This window comes from Starkeya sp. ORNL1, from assembly GCF_012971745.1.
Taxonomy (GTDB): domain Bacteria; phylum Pseudomonadota; class Alphaproteobacteria; order Rhizobiales; family Xanthobacteraceae; genus Ancylobacter.
Genome location: NZ_CP048834.1, coordinates 1,374,148 through 1,398,315, shown reverse-complemented (window position 1 = coordinate 1,398,315; position 24,168 = coordinate 1,374,148). Strand labels below are relative to the sequence as shown.

The window sequence follows — 24,168 nt, the reverse complement described above, 5'->3', positions numbered from 1 at the left end:
TCGGCCTCCGATGCGCAGTCCGGAACCGAGATCCCCGGCACAAGGCCGGGGATGACGGCGATCCTTGATTCAAGGAGCGTCCAGAGCGGTGACGACACCCGAAATGAGATTGGCCGAGAACAGCGCCCTCTCGTCGATGCTGGCCGCCTCGCGCACGGGCGCCATGCTCCCGATCAGTCGCGCAACTTCGCGCTCCAGCGTGCGGCGGGCCGCTTCCGCCTCGTGGACGCTCACCGGGCGGAAGCGGATCGCGGCGCCGGGCAGCAGCCGGCCGGCGGCGGGGAGATCGGCCGAGATGACGGTTGCGATCTTGGCGTAGCCGCCAATGGTCTGGTGGTCGGCGAGCAATATGATCGGCTGGCCGGAGCCCGGCACCTGGATGGCGCCGGTGGCGATGCCGTCGGAGACGATGTCAGCGCCGCGGAAGAAGGTGAGCGCCGGTCCCTGAAGGCGCATGCCCATGCGGTCGGCCTCGCGGGAGACCTCATAGGGCGTGTCGAGGAAGGTGGCGAGGCCCTCCGCCGTGAAGGCGTCCGATTGCGGGCCGAGCACGACGCGCAAGGTGCCGGCGAATTCCAGGGACGGCGGGGAGGGGAGTTCGAGCTCGGGGCCATCCAGTGGCGGCCGGTTCACGCCGATGATGTCATCAGCCCGCAACGCCCGACCCTGATGGCCGCCGAAGCCACCCTTCAGGTCGGTGGAATGCGAGCCCAGCACCTCGGGCAGATCGAGCCCGCCAGCCACTGCCAATATCGCGCAGCCGCTGCCGCGCAGCGCGCCGACCCGCACGGTTGCGCCCGCCGGCACGGTGACGGCGCGCCAGGCAGGGACTTGCCGTGTGTCGCCATCCATGTCGATTTCGATCGAGGCGGACGCCCCGGCAAGTGCAAGGCGCACCGGCGCACCTTGCACTTCGAAGCTTGGACCGATCAGCCGGCATTCCAGCGCGGCGGTGCCTTCCGCATTGCCGACCAGCCGGTTGGCAAGCCGAAGCGCGACCGGATCGAGCGCGCCGCAGCTCGGCACCCCCAGCGCCTGGAAGCCGAAGCGGCCGAGATCCTGCACCGTGGTCTGCGGCCTCGGCTGGAGGATGTGCAAGGTGGGCTTGGCCGCGCTGGTCATGGCCGCGTCTCGCATTCGGGCACGTAGTTGCCCTGCGCGACGACGGCCTTCACCCGTGCATGCTCGCTCGCCTCGACCGGCACGAAACGCACGCCGTCGCCCGGCGACAGCAAGGTCGGCGGCGTGTGCGCCGGGTTGAAGAAGCGCAGCGGCGTATTGCCGAGCAGCCGCCAGCCGCCCGGGGATTCCACCGGATAGACCCCGGTCATGCGTTGCGCGATGGCGACCGAGCCGGCCGGCACCCGCACCCGTGGCGTGGCGAGGCGCGGCAGGTCGAGCCGCTCCGGCAGGTCGCCGAGATAAGCGAAGCCCGGCAGGAAGCCCTGCACATAGACGCGGTACACTGTGTCGGCATGCAGGGCCACGACCTCGTCGGCGCCGAGCCCGAGTTCCGTGGCGACGGCTTCGAGGTCCGGGCCGGCTTCGCCGCCATAGAGCACCGGCAGATGCCAGATGCGCGTCGGCGTGGTCACTTCCACCGTGCCGAGATCGAGCGCTTCGATGCGCTGCTGCAACGCCTCGGCGCTGGTGAGGCGCGGATCATAATGCACCAGGAGGGAACGGAAGGTCGGCACCGTCTCGGTCAGGCCCTCGGGCGCCTCCGCTGCCAGCACCGCGGCGGCGCGGTGGACCATGGCGTTGAGCAGGGGATCGATGCGCGTGCCGAACTCGATGGCGAACGCCGTGTCGCCCACCGGCAGGAAGATGGCGGCGTCACCGAGGCGGGTTCCGTTTGGTGCTAGTTTCTCCATCATCCAAGCATCCGATCAATCATTCTAATGATAGTATGTTTCCTCTTGAAAGCGATGAAAACTTAATGCGTTAATGCCGTGAGACGCGGGAGCAGAGAGGGCTGGCGATGACGCTGCGGATGAACATCAATGCCGATATGGGCGAAGGCTACGGCCATTATGACATCGGCAACGACGATGCGATCCTCAAGATCGTGACCAGCGTGAATGTCGCCTGCGGCCTGCATGGCGGCGACGCCACGGTGATGCGCGATGTCTGCCTCAAGGCGAAGGAGAACGGCGTCTCGGTCGGCGCCCATCCCGGCTTCAACGATATCTGGGGCTTCGGCCGCCGGCAGATCCAGATGCGCCCGTCGGACCTCGAATATATGGTCGCCTACCAGCTCGGCGCGCTCGCCGGCATGGCTGCCTATGCCGGCATCAAGGTCACGCATGTGAAGCCGCACGGCGCGCTCAACAACATGGCCGCGGTGAATGCCGACTACGCGCTCGCCATCGGCCGCGCCATGAAGACGGTGGACCCCTCGCTCTGGTATCTCGCGCTCTCCGGCACCGAGATGGAGAAGGCGGCGCTGGCGCTCGATGTGCCGCTGGCGCGCGAAGCCTTCATCGACCGCATGTATGACGATGACGGCAATCTGCAATCGCGCGCCGTCCCCACCTCGGTGATCAAGGACCCGGCGGTGGCGACGCAGCGCGCCATCCGTATGGTGCTCGACGGCGAGATCATCTCGGTGACCGGCAAGAAGATGCCGACCAAGTTCGACTCGCTGTGCCTCCACGGCGACGAGCCGACCGCCATCGCGGTGGCAAGCGCGGTGCGCAAGGGCATGGAGGATGCCGGCATCAAGGTCGTCACGCTGCCGGAGATGATGGTGGGCTGAGGCGGGCGGGCGAGGGATGGGCTCGATAGCCGTGGGCGCGATCACCGAGCGTATCCTTGTGGGTGGCCGCCTCGGGCGCGACGAGGCGATGGCGCTGGCCGGCAACGATGACATTGCCGCCTTGGCCGCCGCAGCGGCGCGGATCCGCGATGCCGGGTTCGGCGATATCGTCACCGTCTCGCGCAAGGTGTTCATCCCGCTCACCCAGCTCTGCCGCGATGTCTGCCATTACTGTACCTTCGCCCATCCGCCGCGGCGCGGCGAGCGCGCCTTCCTCACTCCCGACGAGGTGCTCGCCATAGCGCGCGCCGGCGGCCGGGCCGGCTGCGACGAAGCTTTGTTCACGCTCGGCGACAAGCCGGAGCTGCGTTACCGGCAGGCGCGCGAGGAACTCGCCGCGCTTGGCCACGCGACCACGCTCTCCTATCTCGCCGCCATGGCGAGGCTGGTGCTGGAGGAGACCGGCCTGCTGCCGCACCTCAATGCCGGGGTGATGGGCGAGGACGACCTTGCCGCGCTCAAGACGGTCAGCGTCTCGCAGGGCACCATGATCGAGACCACCGCGACGCGGCTGTCGCAGCGCGGCGGCCCGCATTTCGGCTCGCCGGACAAGCACCCAACTGTTCGGCTCGCCACGCTGGAGGCGGCCGGCAAGGCGCGCGTGCCCTTCACCACCGGCATATTGATCGGCATCGGCGAAACCCGAGGCGAGCGGATCGAGGCGCTGCTGGCGATCCGCGACGCCCATGAGCGCCACGGCCACGTGCAGGAAGTCATCATCCAGAATTTCCGCGCCAAGGCGGGGACAAAGATGGCGGAGGCGCTTGAGCCTTCGCTGGACGAGCATCTCTGGACCGTGGCCGCTGCCCGGCTGGTGCTCGGGCCGGGCATCTCGATCCAGGCGCCGCCGAACCTGCAGCCGGACGGGCTGAAGGCGCTGGTCGACGCCGGCATCAATGATTGGGGCGGTGTCTCCCCGGTCACCCCCGACCATGTGAACCCGGAGGCGCCCTGGCCGGCGCTGGCCGCGCTCGGCGTCGCCACCGCGCGCGCCGGCAAGGTGCTGGCGCCACGGCTCGCCATATATCCGCGCCATCTCCACGCCGCGAACACCTGGCTCGATGCCAAGGTCGCGCCTCACGCGCTGCGCCGGGCCGATGGTGGTGGGCTGGCACAGGAGAGCGGCTGGCGCGTGGGCGCGTCCGTGGGAGAGGAGCGCGTCGTCGCATGGCCGGCGGCACCCGCGGTGGCGGCGAATGCCGCGCTGACCGCCTCGCTCGACGGTGTGTTCGCCGGCCGGATGCTTGGCGAGGACGCAATCATCCGCCTGTTCGAGGCGCGGGGCGCGCAGGCGAAGTTCGTCTGCGAGGCGGCGGACGAACTGCGTCGCGAAGTGGCGGGGGACGATGTCTCCTACGTCGTCACCCGCAACATCAACTACACCAATGTCTGCGCCTATCGCTGCGGCTTTTGCGCCTTCTCCAAGGGGCGGGCCAACGAGCATCTGCGCGGCCGGCCCTATGAGCTTGATCTCGACGAGATCGCCCGCCGCACGGTGGAAGCCTGGGAGCGCGGCGCCACCGAAGTGTGCATGCAGGGCGGCATCCACCCGGATTTCTCCGGCGAGACCTATGTCGCCATCCTGCGCGCGGTGAAGCGGGCGGTGCCGGAGATGCACGTCCACGCGTTCTCGCCGCTCGAAGTGCGGCACGGCGCGGCGACGCTTCGCATCCCGATCGCGGAATTCCTCGTGCGCCTCAAGGAAGCCGGCCTCGGCTCGCTGCCCGGCACCGCGGCGGAGATCCTCGATGACGAGGTGCGCGCCATCATCTGTCCTGACAAGCTCGACACTGACGAATGGCTGGAGACGGTGGCAACCGCACATCGGGTCGGCCTCAACACCACCTCGACCATCATGTTCGGCCATGTCGATGGCTACCATCATTGGGCGCGGCATCTGGCACGGCTGCGCGCCTTGCAGGCGGAGACCGGCGGCATCACCGAATTCGTGCCGCTGCCGTTCCTGCACATGGAAGCGCCGCTCTATCTCAAGGGCGGCACGCGGCAGGGGCCGAGCCATCGCGAGGCGATCCTGATGCATGCGGTGGCGCGCCTCGCGCTGCATCCGCTGATTCCGAACATCCAGGCCTCGTGGGTGAAGCTCGGAGAGGCCGGACTCACGGCTGCGCTACGTTCCGGTGCCAACGATCTCGGCGGCACGCTGATGAACGAATCCATCAGCCGCGCCGCCGGTGGCGCCCACGGCCAGGAGATGCCGCCGGAGCGGATGCAGGCGACGATCCGCGCGCTCGGCCGCCACCCCCGCCCGCGTACCACGCTCTATGCCGATGCGCCGGCCGGGCAGACCGCGCGCTCCTTCGCCGCCGCGCCGCTGACGGCGAGCATCGAGCCGCCCGCCGGCAAGAGGTCGCGGATCGGCGGCCTGGCGGCGCGTGGCTAGAGCGGTAACCGGTCGGCAGGACGCTCTCCCCACTCCGCCAAGGTCGGTGTCGGCATATCGAAGCGGTCGCGGATGGTGGCGCAGGTACTGCCGCCGAGCCGGGCAATGGCGTCGAGGCCGGCGGGATCGACGCGAAACCGCTCGGCATCGACGACATCGGCGCGATAATGCGCATAGACGATCTCGCCGAGGATGATCTGCCGGGACTTGCCGAGTTCCAGCGTCAGATGCCGGCGGCATTCGAAGGCGGCCGGGGCCTCCCTGATCCAGGGCGAGGCGACCTTCGCGCCGGGCATTGCGGTCAGCCCGGCGGCGCCGAGCTCATCGGTCCCCGGCGGAAAGCCGACCGCACAGACATGCATCGCCTCGGCAATCGCATGCGAGACGATGTTGACGGTGAACACCTCGGTCAGCCGGATGTTGAGCGCGGTGTCCTTGAACGACATGTCCGGATGGTTCTCGACGCCGAGCGCCAGGATCGGCGGATCGGCGGAGAGGCAGTTGAAGAAGCTGAAGGGGGCGGCGTTGACGCGGCCCTCGGCATCGACCGTCGTCACCAGGGCGATCGGCCGCGGGACGATGGTGCCGATCATCAGCTTGTAGCGCTCGCGCTCGGAGAGCGCGCGGAAATCGAAGGCCACCGTCCCAGTGGCGTCGTCGCGAATGGCGGTCATGGTCATAGGCCCTTGATCCGCGCCGCATAGGGCGCCAGCACATCGCGAATGTCGCGTTCCGCCTTCTCCTGGAGCAGAGCGCGGCTGGCGACCGAGGCGACGTGATGATCCATCAGTTGCGAAGCGCGGGCGGCGTCGCCCGCGATCAGCGCGTCGACGATCTCGATATGCTCCGACACGCCGCAATCGGTAGAGTGCGGGCGGCCATACATGGCGAGGATGAGCGAGCAGCGCGAGACCACTTCGGTCACGTAGCGGATCAGCACGTGGTTGCCGGTCAGCCGGGCGAGCAGGAGGTGGAATTCGCCGGCGAGGCGGATCGATTCCACCTCGTTGGCGCCGGCGGCCCGCTGCTCGAGCGCGACATGGGCACGGAGCTGTTCGATCTCCGCGGGCTTCAGCCGGCCGGCGAGGCATTCGGTGACGATGCGCTCGAGGCCGCGGCGGACCACGAAGACATCGCGGCCCTCGTCGAGGCTGGGATTGGCGACGAAGGCGCCGCGGTTCGGCTTCAGTTCGACCAGCCCCTCCACCGCGAGGCGCCCGAGAGCCTCGCGGGCGATGGTGCGGCTGGCGCCGAAGGCGTCGCCGATGGCGTCCTCCGGGAGCTTGGCGCCGGGCTGCAGGCGCTGCTCGATGATGGCTTGCCGAAGCGCTTCGTGGACGGCCTCGGTACGCGAGATGGCGATGGTCTCGGCGCTGGGGGCAGGGGGGCCCTTGCCCTTGGCGGTCGGGTCGTTGACGGAGCGTGCGGCTCCCCTGGCGGATCTCTCGGTCTTCATCGTCACACGCCCTGCGCTGTCGCCGCCTTGCGGGCCATGGCCCAGGCATCGAGAATCGCGACGGCCTCGCCGTCCATATGCTGGTGTGCCGGCATCGCGCGTTCCTCGACAAGGGCTCCCGCCGAGCGGCGCAGCGCGTCGGTATCGATGGGGTGACGCTCGGCAGGCGTGAGGTCGGCGAAGGCGCGGCCGGCCTGCTTCATCGAGGCGGCGTAATAGAGCCTGGAGATGCCGGCGACCTCCATGGTCGCGACACACATCGCGCAGGGTTCGCACGAGGTGTAGAGGTCGCAGCCGGTGAGGTCGACGCATTGCAGCCGGCGGCAGGCATCGCGGATCGCCTCCACCTCGCCATGCGAGGTCGGGTCGAAATGGGCGAGCGAGTGGTTCAGCCCCTCGCCGACAATGGTGCCGTCCTTTACGACGACGCAGCCGAACGGCTCCGTCCCCGGCTGTTCCAGCGCCTGCCGCGACAGCTCGACGGCGCGCTTCATGAAGTGTTCCTGGTACATGCTTTCCTCCTTGAAATTCAGGCGGCCTGCGGCAGCAGCCAGGCGTGCCGCGGGTCCCAACTCAGATTCACCTTGCGGCCGGGAACGAGGTCGAGCGCCTCGATCTCGTGCTGCTGCTTCTGCACGCGGAATTCGATGCCGTCGGCCACCTCCACGAATACCGTCTGCACCGAGCCGACGAACTCCAGGCCGAGCACCGTGCCGGCAATGCCGCCTGCCGGGCCGTCGTCGTTCGCGGCGCTGAGCGTGATGCGGTCGGCGGCGACCACGAAGCTCGCCTTGCCGACAGCGCTGCGGCCATCGACCATCGGCACCTTGAAGCTGCCCAGCCGGCTGTCGATGTCGAGCAAGCCGCCTTGAACGCCGCGCACATCACCGCGGATCAGGTTGTTCATGCCCATGAACTCGGCGACGAAGGCGTTGGCGGGTGCGCGATAGACGTCCTGCGGACGGCCGACCTGCTGGATGCGGCCCTCGCTCATGATGACGATGCGGTCGGCCAGCGCGAAGGCCTCCGACTGCGCGTGAGTGACATAGACGAAGGTGATGCCGAGCTGCTTGTGCAGCCGGGCGAGCTCGGTCTGCATGCGCACTCGCAAATGCGCGTCGAGCGCCGAGAGCGGCTCGTCGAGCAGCAGCACCGCCGGCTCGGTGACCAGCGCGCGGGCGATGGCGACGCGCTGGCGCTGGCCGCCGGAGAGCTGGGAGACGTGCCGATCCGCCATGCCGGCGAGGCCGAGCTTGTCCAGCCAGTCGAGCGCGCGCCTGCGCCGCTCATTGGCGCCGACCTTCTGCATGCGCAGCGGGAAGGCGACATTCTCCGCCACCGTCATGAAGGGGAACAGCGCCAGGCTCTGCCAGACCATCGGCGTGTTGCGCTGGAACGCCGGTACGTCGCGCATGCTGACGCCGCCAATCCGGATGTCGCCGCCGCTCGGCTGGTCCAGCCCGGCGATCAGCCGAAGTGTCGTCGACTTGCCGCAGCCGGACGGACCCATGATGGCGACGAATTCGCCGGCGGCGATATCGAGATCGATGCTGCGGACCGCGTGATGGTCCGGGTACTGCTTGTCGAGCGCTTCGAGCGCGAGGAAGGGGGATGCCATCGGGCTCTCCGGCTCAGGATTGGGAACTGCGGCGCCCGACGCGGACACCGGTGAAACGCTGGGCGATGAGGACGAGCACCACGCTGATCACCAGCACCACGGTGCCGATGGCGTTGATCTTCGGGTTCACCTGGCCCTGCAGCAGATTGAGGATGCGCACCGGCAGCGTCTCATGCACGCCGCCGACGAACCAGGCGATGAGGAACTCGTCGAACGAGACCGCGGCCGAAAGGAAGAAGGAGGCGATCAGCGCCGGCTTGCAGAACGGGATGACGACATGGAGCAGCGCCGCGGATGGCGAGGCACCGAGGTTCCAGGCTGCGGGCTCAAGATCCCGGCTCAGATCGTTCATCCGCAACCGGATGATCGCCATCGAGAACGAGGTCGCGATCGCGACATGGCAGGCCATGATGGTCTCCAGCCGCCCGAACAGGCCGATGCGCGACAGGAAGGCCAGCATCGCCATGCCGAGGATCGTCGCCGGCACTGCCGGCGGGATCGCCACCAGCAGCACGAAGCCGAGCTTGAAGCGGAAGCGGTAGCGGAAATCGACATAGGCGGCGGCGAAGCCGAGCACGGTGGACAACGCCGCGGTGCCGCAGCCGACCAGCACGCTGTTGACGAAGGCGTCGCGGATCATCGGATCGGCGAGGATCGCCCTGTGCCATTGCAGGCTGAAGCCGCCCCAGGGAATGGTGGGGAAGCGGTTGGCGTCGAACGAGAACACCACGATGACCAGCATGGGCATCGCGATGAACACGAACAGCGCGGCCAGGAAGGCATATTGGGTGAGCCGCGAGACGCGGGTGAGGAGCATGCGGTCCATCAGTGTGCTCCCGCCTTGGCGGTGCGTCCGCGCGCCAGGAACTGGCCGAGGCCGACCACGAGAGCAAGCACGACCAGCATGGCGACGCCGATGACCGAAGCGCGCGGCCATTGCGAGCCGGACTTCACCGTGTCGACGATGAGGATGGAGAGCGTCGGCGGCTTGCTGCCGGTCATGAAGAGCGGGCTGATATAGTCGCCGAACGCCAGCAGGAAGCTGGTGGTCGCGGCCAGCGTGATGGCCGGGCGCACCGCAGGCACGATGATGTGGGCGATCACCCGGCTGCGGCGGCAGCCGAGATTCTCCGCGGCCTCGATCAGCGTGTTGTCGATGCCCGACAGCGCGAACACCAGGATCAGTACCGCGATGGGCAGTGTCAGCGTCAGCAGGCCGACCTGGAGCGAGAAGGCGCCGCCCAGCAGCGGCAATGCGCCGATGCCGAGCCAGGCGAGCGCGCTGTTGGTCATGCCCTCCGGGCTCAGCACGATCTGCCAGGCATAGATGCGCAGCATGTAGCTGGAGAAGATCGGCACGATGAGGAAGGCGACGGTGAGATCGCGCAGCCGCGCCGGCAGCCGGAACGCGATGGTGTAGGCCGCCGGGAAGGCAATGAGCACCGCCAGCACCGTCGTCATCGTGGCGACGATGAAGGTGTGTCCGAGCGCACGCTGGAAGGTGGCCGAGAACAGGATGCGCGACCAGTTGTCGAGCACGAAGGCCGGCTCCAGCCGGAACGACTTGACCTGCCAGAAGGTGACGATGACGAGGAAGAGCAGGGGGGCCGCGAAGAACACGGCCTGCCACCCGACGACGGGCACGCCGAGCATTGCCGGCATCACCGCCGGCGCGCCCGACGTGCGGGCCGCCCCCGGGAAGGACCATCGCGGGGCAGCGATGGCACGCGCATTCGTTGAGACAGCCATGGCGGCAGCTCCCCTGCTCATGGTTGCTCTCAGAGGCTCTTGAACTCGCTCCAGGCGTCGTTCCAGTCGCCGATCTCCTGCTGCTTCGGCAGCTGGCGGAACTGGATCTTCTTGGCCTTGTACTCGTCCATGACGTTCGGCCCGGTCAGCGTCATGCGCAGGATCTCGGCCTCCTTCGGCATGGTCTGGTTGAGCAGCTTCCAGCCGGCGATGGAGGGGATGCTCTTCTTGTTGTCGACCTTGGTGGCCATCTTCACCTGGCCCTCGGGCGAGGTGGTGTACTGGATGAACTTGCGGGCGAGGTCCTGCTTCGGCGTTCCCTTCACGATGGAGAGCGACTCGGTCCATTGCAGGCCGCCTTCCTCCGGGATGATGGTGTCGACCGGCACGCCGTTCATGCGCAGGCCGAGCGTGATCCACTCGCCGATGCCGGGCACCAATTGGGCGCGGCCATTGGTGAGCGAGGAGAAGATGTCGGCGATGGTGTAGAAGCCCGAGGCCTGCGGCTTCAGCGAGAACAGCTTCTCCTTCATGGCGTCGAACTTGGCGGCGTCGATATCGAACGGCGGACGATTGCCGTTCGACAGGCTCACCGAGCCCATGGAGGGCAAATACCAGTCGAAGAAGCCGACCTTGCCCTTGGCCTTTTCCGACCACATGGCGGCATAGGAGGCGACCTCCTTCGGCGTGAATTCCCTGGTGTTGTAGGACAGGCCAAGATAGCCGAAATCGGTCATCACGCCGTAGAGCTTGCCGTCGAACCAGTGCAGCGGGAATTTCTGGAATTCCGGCCAGTAGTCCTTCAGCGGATAGTCGGCGGGATCAAGCTCCTCGACGAAGTCGGCCTCGTGCAGCAGGTGCATATATTCGGCGTCGGCCAGCACGACGTCGAACGAGCCGGGCGGCGACTGGTTGATGACGGCGAGCATCTGGTCGCCGCCGACATATTCCTTGATGCGGATCTTGACGCCGTTCTCCTTCTCGAACTGCTCGACGAGATAGGGATCGGCATTGCCCGGCCAGGACAGATAATTGAGCACCTTGGGATCATCGGCGGCGGCCGGCGACCAGCGGGAGGTCGCGGCGAGCGCACCGGCGGCGACGCCGGCCTTCAGGAAGGAGCGACGACTGATATCGCCGTGTAGCTGGAATGGATTGGACATTGGACTGACCCTGCTCTGGATTTGTTGATCGCATGCAGTTAGTGCATGCACAAATCACTATGCAGAGAGTGTGCCAACTCGCTGTTGGACAAAGTTCATCGCAAAATCAATGAATTGCGATTCAAGTGCTCCATTTCAAATGGAGTCCAGGTGCGTAATATGACAGCGCGTTGATCAAATCGCATGCAAATAGTGTATGCGATTGAGTGTTGCGTTGTGTTGCAGTTTCGCATGCAATCAGGTGTGTGTCGTGCGCGGGACGCGCGCCTACTGCCCGCAATAGCAGGCGGTGAAGCCGGCAGGGTCGACATGGCCGATGGCGCAGACATAGGCCGGGAGGCCCTCTGCGGGCAGTTCGCCCTTCTCGACATTATAGAGGCGTCGGAAGGTGTCGTCGGCTACCCCCTCCGCCTCGAACGTCCGCCATGCGGTCTCGACGCCGGCCGGCGAGTAGCCGCTCACGTCATAGGCCTTGGAGAAGATGTACTCTTCCCTCCATTCGGCCGCGAAGGGGTTCAGCGCCGTGCCGAGATTGGCGAGATAGCGCGTCGAGAAATCGGCGAGCGCGCCGGTCGTGCGGTCATAGCTGAAAATGTGGAAGCCCGGATTCTGCCCGAAGACCGGACTGATCGCCGGCGCGATCTTCTCCACGCCGGCGACCGCGCCATCGGCGTCGCGCAGCAGCCGGTAATCGTCATGGTGGATGTGGCCGCTGAAGCTCGCGGTGACCGTGCCGCCATACCGGACGAGCAACGCCACGAATTGTGAGGCGAACGGCTCGGCCAGCATCGGCACGATGCGCTCCTTGCAGGTCGCCTTGCGGGAATGGGTGGTGGCATAGGCGTCGAAACCCACCGGGATATGGTGGGCGAGCCAGACCTTGCGGCCAGCGGCCTTCGCCTGCGCCAGTTGCTTCTCCAGCCAGACCATCATGGCGTTGGCGCCATCGAGGCCGGTGGTGCTGCAGCCATTGCGATACCAGATCGACCACAGCACATCGTCGAGCACGATGATGGTGGTGTCGGGCAGCGTTGGGTGCTGGGCGGCATAATAGCCGCCGGCGAGATAGGTCTCGTCGAAATCCGCGGCGACGCGGCCGGGGCCGACCAGATCGCGCACCGCCTCGCGGGTGGCGGCGAGATAGGTGCCGCCGGGATCGATCCGGTAGTCGCCGCAGCTTGAATCATTATTGCCCAGCGAGACGAACACCGGCTTGCCGGGCGCGGCCGCGCGCAGGCGCTCCGCCACGAACAGCGTGGTTCGCACCGCGAAGGCGGCATTGGCCGGGGAGCCCTGCGGGAAGCCCAGCACGTCCTCGACATTGTCCTCGAAACGGTGGGCGATAAGGTCGCCGGTGACCAGCACGAAGTCGGCGTCGGCTGAAGCCTTGGCAAGCGCATCGAGCGAGGTGGCGAGCAGCGCGTGGTTGGTGTCCTCGCCCCACGTCGCCAGCGTCTGGTCCGGGTCGGCGGCGAAGAAGGCCGGCCAATCCTCGATCGGCATGCCGGCCAGCGCGCGGGCGCGCAATGGCGGGTCGAACGGATTGAAGTGGATGTCGGAGACGTGCACGAAAGTGCCTGTGTCGGCCTGCGCCGCGGGCGCGGCCAGCACCAGGGCTAGGGCGAACAAGACGGCGCGAGCGTTCATGGTGGAGGCTTCCCGGACGGCGGCATCATTATACGCAACGGACCGGCTACCAACCTGCCGATCGATGTTGCCGCCGGCCATCTCGCGCCCAATATCTGCCCTAACGTTATCTGGCGCCGGATCGCACGGGGTTGCCGACACATGTCGACAGGGACACTTGTACCGTCAATGCCGATCTCGTCGCGCGATGTCGCTTGGCAGGAATGGTCCGAGGTGCCGCGCTTCGGCGTGCGCTACCGCCATCTGACCCGCGCCGCGGTCGGCGAGGATTATCGCGTCGGCGTCGCCATCGAGGAACTGGCGCCGGGCAAGCAGAGCGCGCCGGCGCACTACCACGTCTTCGAGGAGGAGCATGTCTATGTCCTGGAAGGCGCGCTCACCGTGCGCATCGGTGCCGACAGCTATGAGATGAAGGCCGGCGACTATGTCTGTTTTCCCGCCGGGCAGCCGGCCGGACATTGCCTCATCAACAATGGCGACGCGACCTGCCGCTATGTGATCGTGGGCGAGCGCAATCCGAACGAGGTGGTGGTCTATACCGACTCCGGGAAAGTGCTGGTGCGTGCTTTGGGCCCGCGCGCCATCTTCGACCTCGCGGCGACGCGCGGCTATTGGGATGGGGAAGACACCGGTCTTCCCGCGGGTGCGATCCCGCCGTCCGATGCCGTGCGGCTCGTGCCCCCGATGGCGACGAAGCCGCGCCCGCCGATCTCCTCCCATGAGGTGAAACTGGAAGAGGCGAGCGAGGGCACGCGGTTCGGCGGCAGCGCCAGGCATCTCACCTATGCGGCCATCGGCAGCACCGACTATCGCGTCGGCGTGCTGATCGAAGCGCCGGCGCCCGGCCGGCGCCTGTGCCCCTTGCACTATCACATGCTGGAGGAGGAGCACGCGCTGATCCTGGAAGGGCAGGTGACGCTGCTGCTCGGCGATGAGCGCTACGAATTGAGACCGGGCGACTATGCCTGCTTCCCCGCTGGCCGTGAGGTCGGCCATTCCTTCATGAACAGCGGCTCGGGCCCGTGCAGCTACCTAATGATCGGCCAGCGCATCGCCAGCGACGTCTGCGTCTATCCGGACTCCAACAAGATTGGGGTCTATGCCGTGGACACCGTTTTCGACATGTCCGGCGCGCGGGGATATTGGGACGGCGAGCAGACCGGCTGATGAAGGCCTTTATTGCACGGCCGGCTTCGTCGCTCGCGATGATGTCCACGCACGATCGTCTGATCGAAGCAGGCTAATAATATATATGATATATCCGTATGTATAATAATGAACTCGCCTTGCCCCACCCATATCCGGTGAGCTTTCAAACGTTCTGAAGGCTTAGAGGTAAAGGAGAGTATCATGACGCGAGCAATGCCAATATTGGCGACCGCCGTTCTCGGTGCGGTGCTGGCGATCAGCTCGACGATGCCGTCCATGGCTCAGGCCACCACGCCGTCTTCGGTTCAGGTGACGAACGCCGTGTCGACCCCGGGCGATGCTTCGCTGATCTATGTGAGAGGCGGGGGCGGTGGTGGCGGAGGTGGAGGCGGCCATGGCGGCGGAGGCGGCTTCGGCGGCGGTGGCTTTGGCGGGGGAGGCTTTGGTGGCGGAGGCTTCGGTGGCGGCCATGGCGGCTTTGGCGGTGGCTTCGGTGGCACCCATGGAGGGTTCGCCGGTGGCTTCGGTCGTAGCCCGGCAGGCTTCGGCGGTGACCATGGAGGCTTCGGCGGCAACCATTTTGGTGGTCGCGATTTCTTCCATGGGCGCCGGCACCAGTCGGCGAGCTATGACGATAGTTACTGCGACTACCCGTATTCCTTCTTCCCGTACAATTGCTGGTGATCGCAGACTGGCGCCTCGAATCCGGACCGCGCAATATGGGCGCGGCCCCGGGTTTGAGCGCGCGAAAACGCTCGCGGCTACTGCAGTTGCGGGCGCTTGAGGAAGTCGCCGCGGTCGGCCGAGCGGACCCGAAGCCAGCTTTCGCGGCCGTTGCGGATGATCCTCATGGGAACCTCCGAACCGGCGGGCCCGCTCGCCCAGAGCTTGCGGTAGAAATCGGCCAGGCCTTCCACTTCCGCGTCCTTGACCTCGGAGATGATGTCGCCCGGCTGCACGCCCGCCTGCGCGGCTGGCCCGCCTTCGGTCACGCTCATCACCACCACCCGTCCGTTGTTCTCGGCCGAGAAGGTGCCGAGCCAGGGGCGCGGCGGCTTGTCGACCCGGCCCCGGCTGAGCAGATCGCCGAGGATCGGCGGCAGCAGGTCGATCGGCACCACCATGTTGATGTCCGAGACCTCGCCGTCCTGGCTCATCTGCAGATGCAGCGAGCCGATGCCGAGCAGCTTGCCGTCCGCATCGAGGAGCGCCGCGCCGCCCCATGACGGGTGGGCGGGGGCGGTGAAGATCGCCTCGTCCAGCAGATACTCCCAATAGCCGGCGAATTCCTGCCGGGCCACGATGTTGGCCTGGACGGTCTGGCCTTGCCCATCGGCGATCACCACCGCCTCGCCGATCGCGGCGCCGGCGGCATCGCCGAATTCCACCGGGCGCAGATCCAGCCGGTCGAGCGCCTGCACCACCCCGAATCCGGTCGCCTGGTCATAGCCGACCAGATGGGCGGGAACCACGCGCCCGTCCTGGGTGGTCAGCCAGATCTCCTCGGCCTCGGTGATCAGATAGCCGATGGTGAGCACCAGCCCGTTGTCGCCGATCACCACGCCGCTGCCCTCCCGGCGAGTGCCGAGGGTGGAGGCGGTGAAGGCGTCATCCGGAACATGGGCGCGCACGCCGACAACGGAACGCAAGATCGGACCGATATTCATCATTCCATCCCGAACGGAAGCTCCGGCGGGCGCCGGATATATCCGTTAGGTATGGACCGGCCCGATCATCGCAAGAGCTTGGCGAGCGCCCGGTGGATTCTCAATCCAGCGTGAAAGCCTCATGGACGGCGGATTGCAGCGAGCCGCCGAGCACGGCGCCGCCGCCCGCCACATAGATCCGGTCGCCCAGCACGGTCGCGCCCACCGCATGGCGCGGGGTCAGCATCGGCGCATGCTGCTGCCACGTATCGCTCTTCGGATCATAGCTCTCGGTCTGCCCGAACACCTTGGCCTGTTGCGGCACGCCCTTGTTGAGGATGCCGGCCTCGCCGCCCATGGCGAACAGGCGATCGTGATAGACCACCAGCCCGTGGCCGAACCGCGCCGTCGGCAGCGGCGAGCGCTCCTCCCAGGTGTCGCGCTCCGGCAGGTACACATGGTGCAGATTGGTGTTGTATTCGAACGTGTTGAAGCGACCGCCAATGATGTGGATCACCCCGTCATGGGCGACGCAGCCGACATGGTCGCGCGCGCCGGGCAGCGCCTTCCGCGCCGTCCATTGGTCTGCCTGTGGATCATAGACCTCATGCCAGCCGACGCTCGCCCGCTCCGCGGTCGGCGCACCGGCGCCACCGATGAGGTGGATCCTGCCGTTCAATGCGACCGCCGCGGCGGCGCCGCGCGGGCGGGGCAGGGGAGCGATCGAACTCCATCGGTCCGCCCCGACGTCATAGGCATAGGCGTTGGTGTCCGGATTGCGGTTCTGTTCGATGAAGCCGCCAAGCGCATAGACCTGCCCGGCATCCGCAGCGACTGCCACATGGTTGGCGCCGCGCGGCAGCGGCGCGGCATCGAACCAGCGATCGGCCTGCGGGTCGTAGACATGGTGATAGGCCCGATCGACGCGGCCTTCGCCATAGCCGCCGATAATATGCATGCGCCCCGCCCAGGCGGTCGCCCACGCCATCTCGCTGCGCGGCAGTGGCAACGGCGCCCGGGCAATCCAATGGCCGGGCGGCCCCTTTGACGCCGGGCTGTCGAACACGCGCTGCGCTTGCTGCGCCGGTTCGAGGTGATGCACGAAGCCGCCGCCCTGAAGCCGGGAATACGGCGCGGGCGAGGGCGGCGCTTCCTTCAGCGGCGGCAGATGATTGGCGTGCTGAGCACGCGCTTGCACTCCGAGCGCGAGCGTCGCGAACCCGGTCGCCAGAAAGCGTCGCCGATCCATCGAGGCCTCCGGGATGAGATCGTCGGAGCATGACGATAGGGAATGGAAGCAGCCTCGATCGCAGGGTGCAAGTCGTCGTGAAGCGTGATGCGTTCACGCCCTTGCGAGTTGTGGCGGCGCCCTCCTATTCGCTCAGCCGTCCGCTTCGGTGGGCCATCTGCATGCGGGACGCGTACATGGTCGGCGAGCGCTTGCCGGGCATGTTGGCGTCGAGGACAAGCTGCTCGACAAAGCCCTGGTTCATCTCGAATTCGACGCACTCGTCGAGCTTGTCGACGATCCAGAGCATGTATCTGTCCACACCGGTCGAGACTTTGTCGTTCTTCAGATCGTACCCGCAGTCATCAGGGGGTATTTTCTGAGGGAATACGGGGATCAGCATGATTTTAGGCTTTGGAAGATCGTAACAGTGCCCCTCATACGCATATCCGACAATAAGTCCGCACGAGAGAAGCTTACCCGTCTCTGATGCTTCCTTGAATGTCGTCACCGCGGTCAGGAAAATGTTTCCCAGTTTTCTCATATCCAGGGCAATCTGAAATGACATGCCAGAAAATATTGGGATTGTAATATTCTGCTTTACCAAATGGGCAAATTTATCCATGTCAGACATTTGTCTGTCAGGAACCATGTCGTTGATCACTTGCATCATTTGAGCGCGGGCTCGTTCGTCCTCCTCCGGGCTACCCGTCGACAAATTAGCCGATACAGAGATGTTGGCGCCGCCCGCCGCTCCGGACTCCCCGGCGAATAGCAGCCGGCCGACCCCCGGGAGGCCATAGAGGCGCACCTGGCTCGCATTGTAGGCGCCGTTGGGAAACGTCAGGGTAGGCCGGTGGAACTCGTCGCCCATTGCATTTTCCTCCCTAGGATCGTCGGTTCACGCAATCTCCCGCCATCGGAAGTTCTCTTCGAAGCCCGCCGCCACGTCCGCGCCCACGCGATCCGCCTTCTCCATGACGGTTGCGGCGGCGTCGGCGAAGGTGAGATCGTCGGGATCGAGGGCTGGCCATGCCTGCGCGAGCGCAAGCGCAACGGCGTCGCGCGCCTTGATCAGCTCGCTCTTGAAAAGCAGCGGACGGGCTTGGTACGCCTCGGCCGTAAAGCGGGAGATGCGCTGCATATCCGCCTGGCCGAGCTCCCTTATATCGAGACCGAGCAGCTTCTCGTCGGCGAGCCCCTGCCGCACCAGTCCGGCGTGGTAGAGATCGACGAGCGTATCGAAGACGGCGCCGGTAAACGGCCGCGAGCGGTCATGCATCTCACCCGTCACCTCCGACATCTTTCGCGCATTGCTGGCGAGCCGGATTTGCCGGTCGCCCGTGAGTTCGGCGATGCGGTTCAGTTCGTTGAGGACCAGCAGATTGGCCTGGCAATGGCGCAGCAGCCGGTCCATCCCACTATCGAAATGCAGGAATGACAGCAGCGAGATCAGGTCGGCGCTGGCTTCATGGAATGGACCGAAATCCGCGTCTCCCAGCCCTTTCGCCGGAATGCCGAAAAGCGAGAAGAGAATGGCGTGCCCCATTTCATGCGCGATGACGTCGAAATTGAGCGCGTAGGGATGGCCGCGCCCGTCCGTGCCAGCCTCCCGCCCGAGTTCGAGATAGCCATACCCCGACTGGGCGTTCTCCCAGTCCACATAGGGAATGATCTCGAGCCGCTCATAGGTATCGGCGAAGTACCAGGCCACCGGTTTGCCGAGATAACTCTCCCAGACGTCCAGCACCCGGCTCGCCGCGCCGAAGGCGTGCGCGGCCAGAAACTGGCGTGAGCTCACCGTAATCTGGTCGAAATGACCATCGAACCCGGCTTCCGCCGGGGGAAAAGTCGTGCCGACGAACGGAGGCAGATTCGGAAATTCGTAAGGCTCCTTGTCGAGAACCGGATCGCGCACGTACATGCGCCGATCTTCCGGCCCGGGATGCACCTGTCCTGGCGGCGTCGAGATCCACACCGTCTCGGGTCTTTCATACCCGGAAATTTGAGGTGCCTGAGGATAGAGCAGAAAGCGCGTTCCGGCCGACGGTGCCCCCGGGCCGGCCGTTTCAGGCGCGTTAAGCTGCTCAGACCCTCTCATGGGTGGTCATAGTACCATCTTTCTACTTCAGGTAAATTGCAGAAAGAATTGGCACAGTAGCCGTCAAATCGACAGGCCAGCTTCTTCCAGATCTCGGAGAAAGGCCGCCGTCACCTTGAAATGGGACAGCGATGTTGTCACGAGCGGGCTTTCGTTCAGAAGCTTTATTGCTTGAAGAGCGTCGTGCTTCTTCTGCTGGACGAAGGCCGCCCTCAGGACATTTGCACACATATCGATCTCGGCATCATTGCGGGCCGGCAGGCCGGCGCGAACCATGCGCTCCAGCGCGCGCTCGCGGAAGTTCAGGGACCGCGCCGCATCCTCCAGGCAAACGGCGACGTCGTTGGCGATCAGCCGGCGACGCCTCGCGGCTCGCACCGTCCGCCGCAGGTCGACAAGGGCGTCGGTGAGTGGGGAGAAGTCGACCGCCTCAGGACCGTGGAGCACGGCGACCGCGTCGTCCGGTGCGAACGCGTAGCGCCGATACCAGCGATATATGAGGCCGACCCCGCGCATATGGGGATGAAGCTCGGCGGCGCGCAGTGCGCCCATGCTGGCGGCGCCGATGACCGCAACGCCCTGGCTGATCGCCCAGAGAATCTCCTTGTGCCGCACTGCCGGCTCGGTCTGGAAGCCGCCATCCACGATCACGATGGCAGCGGGGTCATGGTGCTGCACGGCGGCCACGATGGAGCCCTGCACGGCCGGGGGGAGGCAGATCACGTCGGCCGCACGCCGTGCGTCCGCGTGTGAAAGCGTGGGGCCGGTGAATACGAGCTTGGGTCGCATCGGATCACGCCAGAAGAGGAAGAAGCTCGGGAACGACGACCCGAACGGCCGAGAGTCCCTCGCAAGGTTCGGTATCGAGGCCGACAACGAACAGATTTCCCACGCCGCTGGCCTCGAGACGAGCGAGGAGAGCGGGCAGGGGGGCTTGATTGTCCTTCGGCACGTCGGCGCAAAGCGCGGCGAAGTCGATATTGCGCGGACCTTCGGTAATCAGCCGGCGGTGCGCCGCGATCATCTGCCAATCCGGGTATTTGGGGTAGCACGCGCGGGTCACGTCGTCCCTGGCACCGGATATCGCGGCGAGCCGCGCCTGAGCCGCCTCATGGATCGCATGGATGATGGCTGCGGCCGGATCGAGCGCGGCTGCGGAGCCTTCTGCCGGGAGGTGCAGCAGTGCCGTCTCGCGCGGACCGCTCTCCAGCAGATGGCACCAGATCGCGGGCACGCCGGTTGGCGAAGGCGCCAGCCAGAGGCCGACGAGCAGGCCCTTTGCCGCGAGTTCGTCCAGCAGCGCCAGAACCCCGTCGTCCTCGATCGTCGCCGGATCGATGCGGCTGTGCTGGAAGAAGCCGTGTCTGCGGTGCGCGCGCGCCAGGGCGTCGCGCTCGACACATTCCAGCACGCCATGGGTCACCGCGTCTCTGGTATCGAGGGCGACCGCCAGTCCTGTCGTGGTCGCGATGAAGATCCCATCCGTCGGGCTCGGTGGGACGACATAGGCCGTGTGCACCAGTTCCAGCGGAACAAGGTGGCGCCCGCCGCCCATAAGATCATCCGCGGCGACCCACGCCGTCACCCTGTCCTGCCAGTCGGCCGGCACGTCGTCGCGAAGATGCAGCGCAAATCGCGCGTACGGCAGATCCAAGGCCGCGGCGGATGCCTCGACGATGTCGAAGCGCTCGGTGCGCTCGGCGAAGAAGCTCTCGGCGGATTCAAGGATCGCCGATATCGCTGCTCGGCCGAGGCTCGTCCCCTTGCCTTGAGCTACGGTGTTCGACAGCGAACACGGCCGCGTCACCTGGACGACGGGAATGCCGACGCGATCGAGCCCGGTAATGTCCGCCACGCGCGTAATGCCGAGGGTCTCGCGCATCCGCATCAGCGCCGCCAGTGTTGCATCCGGCGGCGGACCAAAGCGGGAATACTGCTCCAAGGCCGCCTAGCCCCACAGCGACGGTTCGGGGTTCACGATCAGGGGCGCGCCGGGTTCCACCGAGGCCTCGGCCGATCGGACGCGGTCGACGTAAAGCCGCAGCAGCTCGGGCGCGACGCGCGTCTCATTGAGCGTCTCATAGGCGCCGATGAGGAGCGGCACCGCCTGCTGCGTGGCTGCGGTGGCGAGGCTGCGCTCGAACGCTGCCGCTGCAAGACCCGGATCCGCGCCAGCTTGAAGGAACAGCAGTGCGGTTCGCCGATGCAGTTCGGCCAGCCAATAGCGGCTGCCGCCGGTTTCCGCCTGTTCCACGGCCGAGCGAAGCAGGGCGTGTGCCTCGTCGATCTCGCCCGACCGCGCCAGGAGTTCCGCGAGCATGGCGCAATAGACCGGTTCATCCTCCGGCGTCTGCACCTCGCCGTGCAGGCCGAGGCCCTCGCGCATCTTGGCCTTGCCCTCGTCAAGGCGGCAGGCATTGCCGTCGCACCAGCCTTCGAAGATCTGCGCCGAAACCGCGAGGGACGGAAGCTGGTGGCGCTCGGTCAGCTCGCGCAGGTCGGCGATCACGCCGCGCAAGGCGGCGAAGTCGCGTCGGTAGCAATGCAGCATCGCCTCGTTGATGCAGGCATGGGTGATGCTGCTGACATGGCCGGTCTGCCTGGCCCACGCCCTGGCCTCGGCCATGGATCGCAGGGCACTCGCCGCGTGCCCGATGAACCACTCCGACAGGGCCCGGTGTGCCAGGGCGCACACGCGCGCATCGTGCCCGCCGAAGCGGGTCGCGTTCGCATTGCCCTGGCCGGCGTCATAGAGCGGCAGGGCGGCGTCCACGGCCGCGATGCAGCCGTCATGGCTGCCACGGTTGAATTCGACCGCCCACAGGCAGTGCTTGGCCTGCAGCCGGACTTCCGGATCATCGACATCGCGCAGGTCGTTGACGACCGCCTGGGCGCGCTCGCCGTCGACGATCGATCCCGTGAACCACCACCCCCAATAGATGGGAAACCACTTGGCCCGTTCGGCCGACGGTCGCCGCCGGGCGATCTCGACGCCTCCCTCGTAGAGCTTCCGGGCGTATGTGGAGTTCGGCCCTTCGGCGGCGGTCAGGATGGGTCCGAGCGCGACCATGGCGGAAAGCTGCAGTTCGTCATGTCGGCCCGGCTCGGCCACCTGCCGGCAGAGATCGATCGCGTGTTCCAGCAGCGCTCTCGCTTCCGGTATGGCCGACCGGGACGAGCTTTCCACCCCTGCGCCCACAAACGCGCAGATCGCCTGTTCCAGAAGTCCGCCCCGTTCGGCGTGTTCGGCCAGTGCCGCGGTCGTCAGCCAGCCGGCAAGGTGGCGATCGCTACTGGCACTTGCATAGAGGCGCCGGTGCAGGTCTTGCCGGTGCTTGCGCAGCGTGTCGGCGTAGATTGTTTCCTGGATCAGCGCGTGCCGGAAGCCGTAGAGCGGAGGGTCGGACGGCCTCGAACGGACGACGAAGCCGGCCTCGGTGAGTGCTTCGAGCGCCTCGGCGATCTCAGGCCGGTCAAACTCGGGCAGCAATCTCTCCAGCAGTGCGGGGCTGAACCGATTGCCCGCCGCCGCCGCCGCGCGCGCGACGTCGCGTGCGGGCCCGAGAGATTCCAGCCGCGCACCGAGCACGCTCTCCAGTACCGAGATCCTGCTGGGCGAGGCGCCCTTGGGCAGGCGCCCGGTCTCGAGGGTCTCATTCTCCGCCAGCCACTGGCAGACCTCCTCGATGAAGAACGGCACGCCGCCGGTGACGCGCTCCACCAGGTCGACAAGCTCGGGTGCGACATTCCCCAATCCGGGCGGCCATAGTGTCTCGATGGCGCGCCGGGTGTCGGCATGATCGAGCGGCGCCAGTGCGATGCGTTCGTGCTCGACGTCCAGCCGGTCGCTGGAGCCGGGTCGTGTCGTCGCGATCAGAAGCGCCGGACAGTCCGGAACCGTCCTTGCGAGCTCGCCGAGAAGCTGCCTCGATGTCAGATCGATCCAGTGGATATCCTCGACGACGAGTATCACCGGTCCGCCAGCGCACATTGCGTGCAGCGCCGTGCGCACTGCAGCATTGGCCCGTGCCCGGATCGCGCCCGGATCCAGCTCCTTCAACTCCGCCGGCGCTCCTTCCAGCCCGAGCAGAAAGGAGAAGACGTCGACCACCTCGCCGTCGCGGACATCCTGAGCGGCGAAGATCTCGGCGGCGCGCTGCGCCGTCATCGCATGCCCGCTTTGACCCAATTCGCTTTGGAGCGCCTGCCGGAGCGGGTGGAGCGAGGAATGCGAGTTGCTAGGCATGCACTGGAAGAAAAGCAGCTTGTTGCGTTGCAGGCGCGTGCGCCGGCGCACCTCGTGGAGAAGGCGCGACTTGCCGACGCCGGCTTCGCCCTCGATGAGGATGACATGGCCGTGCCCGGAAACGGCGTCGTCCCAGCACCGCTGGATGAGCGCGAGCTCGCTGGTGCGATTGATCAACGGGCCGGCGAGGCGCCCAAAGGCAAAGAAGCGGTCGACCTCGCGCTTGTGGCGCAGCGCCTGCCAGACCCGCTCGGGCTGCGCAAAGCCCTTGAGCGCATGGACGCCGCAATTGCTGAAGACGTGGGAGCGCCGCGCCAGGCGGCGCGTTTCATCGGAGACGAAGACGCTGTCCGGGCGCGCCATGGCCTGCAGCCGAACCGCCATGGCGAAGGCGGCGCCCGTTTCATTGTCCGGCGCGGAGACTGGATCGCCTTTCAGTATCAGCGTGATGGAGGTTGCTACCCCGACCCTCACATGAAGGTCGCTGCGCCCATTCTCCGCCGCGACGCGCCGGCATGCCTCGATGATTCCCAAGCCGCATCGGATCGCCAGCGAAGCGGCGTCCTTGTCTCCCATCCTCGTAGGGAAGACGGCGATGCCGCCATCGCCGGCCTCTGCCCGCATCGTTCCCGAGCAGGAGCTTACTACCTGCTTCGCGGCTCGCTGGAACGCGGAGATCAGAGCTTCGAAATCCTCGATGTCGAGCTTGCCGAGCAGGGCAGTCGAGCCGACGAGGTCATAGGACAGGACGGTCAGGATTCTCTTCTCGTGGCGGGCTTCGCGAGAACCATTCTGTTCCGCACCCTCGCCGACCGGAGGGTCCAATTCGGCCCCGGCTCCCGGATTGGCGTTGTGCTTGGTGTCCGGCATGGCGGATGCCCTGGCTGCGAGCGCAGGTGTAGCTTAGCAAGAATCCAACCATGCACGAACCCGCAAAGGCATTTCT

Annotated in this window: 21 protein-coding genes; 4 read left to right on the top strand and 17 right to left on the bottom strand. The window is 66.5% G+C overall.

What is annotated here, in order from left to right; translation table 11 throughout:
• Positions 1–69 precede the first annotated feature (69 nt).
• Both G3545_RS06810 and pxpB read right to left on the bottom strand, forming a co-directional pair.
• A complete protein-coding gene (locus G3545_RS06810; protein ID WP_170011088.1) occupies positions 70–1,122 on the bottom strand; it encodes a biotin-dependent carboxyltransferase family protein in 1,053 nt (350 codons plus the stop codon).
• Positions 1,119–1,877, bottom strand: coding sequence for a 5-oxoprolinase subunit PxpB (gene pxpB / locus G3545_RS06805; protein WP_170011086.1), 759 nt, complete (start codon positions 1,875–1,877; stop codon positions 1,119–1,121). The genes G3545_RS06810 and pxpB overlap by 4 nt, the downstream gene beginning before the upstream one ends.
• A gap of 104 nt (positions 1,878–1,981) precedes the next feature.
• Here pxpB and G3545_RS06800 point away from each other — a divergent pair, with 104 nt between their 5' ends.
• Positions 1,982–2,758 (top strand): 5-oxoprolinase subunit PxpA, encoded by a 777-nt coding sequence (locus G3545_RS06800; protein ID WP_170011076.1) that lies wholly within the window; start codon positions 1,982–1,984, stop codon positions 2,756–2,758.
• Positions 2,759–2,774: 16 nt separating this feature from the next.
• Complete coding sequence (gene cofH, locus G3545_RS06795; RefSeq protein WP_170011074.1) at positions 2,775–5,219, top strand: 5-amino-6-(D-ribitylamino)uracil--L-tyrosine 4-hydroxyphenyl transferase CofH; 2,445 nt, start codon at positions 2,775–2,777, stop codon at positions 5,217–5,219.
• Here cofH and G3545_RS06790 read toward each other — a convergent pair.
• The 8 genes from G3545_RS06790 to G3545_RS06755 form a co-directional block, all read right to left on the bottom strand.
• Positions 5,216–5,899 (bottom strand): flavin reductase family protein, encoded by a 684-nt coding sequence (locus G3545_RS06790; RefSeq protein WP_170011072.1) that lies wholly within the window; start codon positions 5,897–5,899, stop codon positions 5,216–5,218. The genes cofH and G3545_RS06790 overlap by 4 nt on opposite strands.
• Positions 5,896–6,675 carry a GntR family transcriptional regulator gene (locus tag G3545_RS06785; protein ID WP_170011070.1) on the bottom strand — a complete coding sequence of 260 codons (780 nt, stop codon included), beginning with the start codon at positions 6,673–6,675 and terminating at the stop codon, positions 5,896–5,898. The genes G3545_RS06790 and G3545_RS06785 overlap by 4 nt, the downstream gene beginning before the upstream one ends.
• A gap of 2 nt (positions 6,676–6,677) precedes the next feature.
• The gene (locus G3545_RS06780; protein ID WP_170011068.1) at positions 6,678–7,187 is read right to left on the bottom strand and encodes a nucleoside deaminase; all 510 of its coding nucleotides are present in this window, start codon (positions 7,185–7,187) and stop codon (positions 6,678–6,680) included.
• A gap of 17 nt (positions 7,188–7,204) precedes the next feature.
• Entirely contained in the window at positions 7,205–8,293 is a 1,089-nt protein-coding gene (locus G3545_RS06775; RefSeq protein ID WP_170011066.1) for an ABC transporter ATP-binding protein, read from the bottom strand.
• Between the two features lie 13 nt (positions 8,294–8,306).
• Positions 8,307–9,119, bottom strand: coding sequence for an ABC transporter permease (locus G3545_RS06770; protein WP_246702721.1), 813 nt, complete (start codon positions 9,117–9,119; stop codon positions 8,307–8,309).
• Positions 9,119–10,042, bottom strand: a complete 924-nt coding sequence (locus tag G3545_RS06765) for an ABC transporter permease (RefSeq protein ID WP_170011064.1) — start codon at positions 10,040–10,042, stop codon at positions 9,119–9,121. The genes G3545_RS06770 and G3545_RS06765 overlap by 1 nt, the downstream gene beginning before the upstream one ends.
• Before the next feature lie 29 nt (positions 10,043–10,071).
• The gene (locus tag G3545_RS06760; RefSeq protein ID WP_170011062.1) at positions 10,072–11,205 is read right to left on the bottom strand and encodes a spermidine/putrescine ABC transporter substrate-binding protein; all 1,134 of its coding nucleotides are present in this window, start codon (positions 11,203–11,205) and stop codon (positions 10,072–10,074) included.
• A 267-nt stretch (positions 11,206–11,472) separates the two neighbouring features.
• On the bottom strand, positions 11,473–12,852 hold the full coding sequence (locus tag G3545_RS06755; protein ID WP_170011060.1) for a metallophosphoesterase: 1,380 nt from the start codon (positions 12,850–12,852) through the stop codon (positions 11,473–11,475).
• A 168-nt stretch (positions 12,853–13,020) separates the two neighbouring features.
• On the opposite strand from G3545_RS06755, the gene G3545_RS06750 reads away from it, so the two are divergent.
• Together G3545_RS06750 and G3545_RS06745 are read left to right on the top strand one after the other, a co-directional pair.
• Complete coding sequence (locus G3545_RS06750) at positions 13,021–14,019, top strand: cupin domain-containing protein (protein ID WP_246702720.1); 999 nt, start codon at positions 13,021–13,023, stop codon at positions 14,017–14,019.
• 183 nt (positions 14,020–14,202) lie between these two features.
• Positions 14,203–14,685 (top strand): hypothetical protein, encoded by a 483-nt coding sequence (locus tag G3545_RS06745; RefSeq protein ID WP_170011057.1) that lies wholly within the window; start codon positions 14,203–14,205, stop codon positions 14,683–14,685.
• 77 nt (positions 14,686–14,762) lie between these two features.
• Here the strand turns inward: G3545_RS06745 and G3545_RS06740 are convergent, their stop codons facing one another.
• The 7 genes from G3545_RS06740 to G3545_RS06710 form a co-directional block, all read right to left on the bottom strand.
• Positions 14,763–15,668, bottom strand: a complete 906-nt coding sequence (locus tag G3545_RS06740) for a S1C family serine protease (RefSeq protein ID WP_170011055.1) — start codon at positions 15,666–15,668, stop codon at positions 14,763–14,765.
• Between the two features lie 100 nt (positions 15,669–15,768).
• A complete protein-coding gene (locus G3545_RS06735) occupies positions 15,769–16,896 on the bottom strand; it encodes a kelch repeat-containing protein (protein WP_170011053.1) in 1,128 nt (375 codons plus the stop codon).
• Positions 16,897–17,020: 124 nt separating this feature from the next.
• Positions 17,021–17,749, bottom strand: a complete 729-nt coding sequence (locus tag G3545_RS06730; RefSeq protein WP_170011051.1) for a hypothetical protein — start codon at positions 17,747–17,749, stop codon at positions 17,021–17,023.
• Between the two features lie 27 nt (positions 17,750–17,776).
• Positions 17,777–18,799, bottom strand: coding sequence for a hypothetical protein (locus G3545_RS06725; protein WP_246702719.1), 1,023 nt, complete (start codon positions 18,797–18,799; stop codon positions 17,777–17,779).
• Positions 18,800–19,039: 240 nt separating this feature from the next.
• Complete coding sequence (locus G3545_RS06720) at positions 19,040–19,765, bottom strand: TfuA-like protein (RefSeq protein ID WP_170011047.1); 726 nt, start codon at positions 19,763–19,765, stop codon at positions 19,040–19,042.
• A 4-nt stretch (positions 19,766–19,769) separates the two neighbouring features.
• Positions 19,770–20,918, bottom strand: coding sequence for a YcaO-like family protein (locus G3545_RS06715; protein WP_170011045.1), 1,149 nt, complete (start codon positions 20,916–20,918; stop codon positions 19,770–19,772).
• Between the two features lie 6 nt (positions 20,919–20,924).
• Positions 20,925–24,092 carry an AAA family ATPase gene (locus G3545_RS06710; RefSeq protein ID WP_170011044.1) on the bottom strand — a complete coding sequence of 1,056 codons (3,168 nt, stop codon included), beginning with the start codon at positions 24,090–24,092 and terminating at the stop codon, positions 20,925–20,927.
• Positions 24,093–24,168 lie beyond the last annotated feature (76 nt).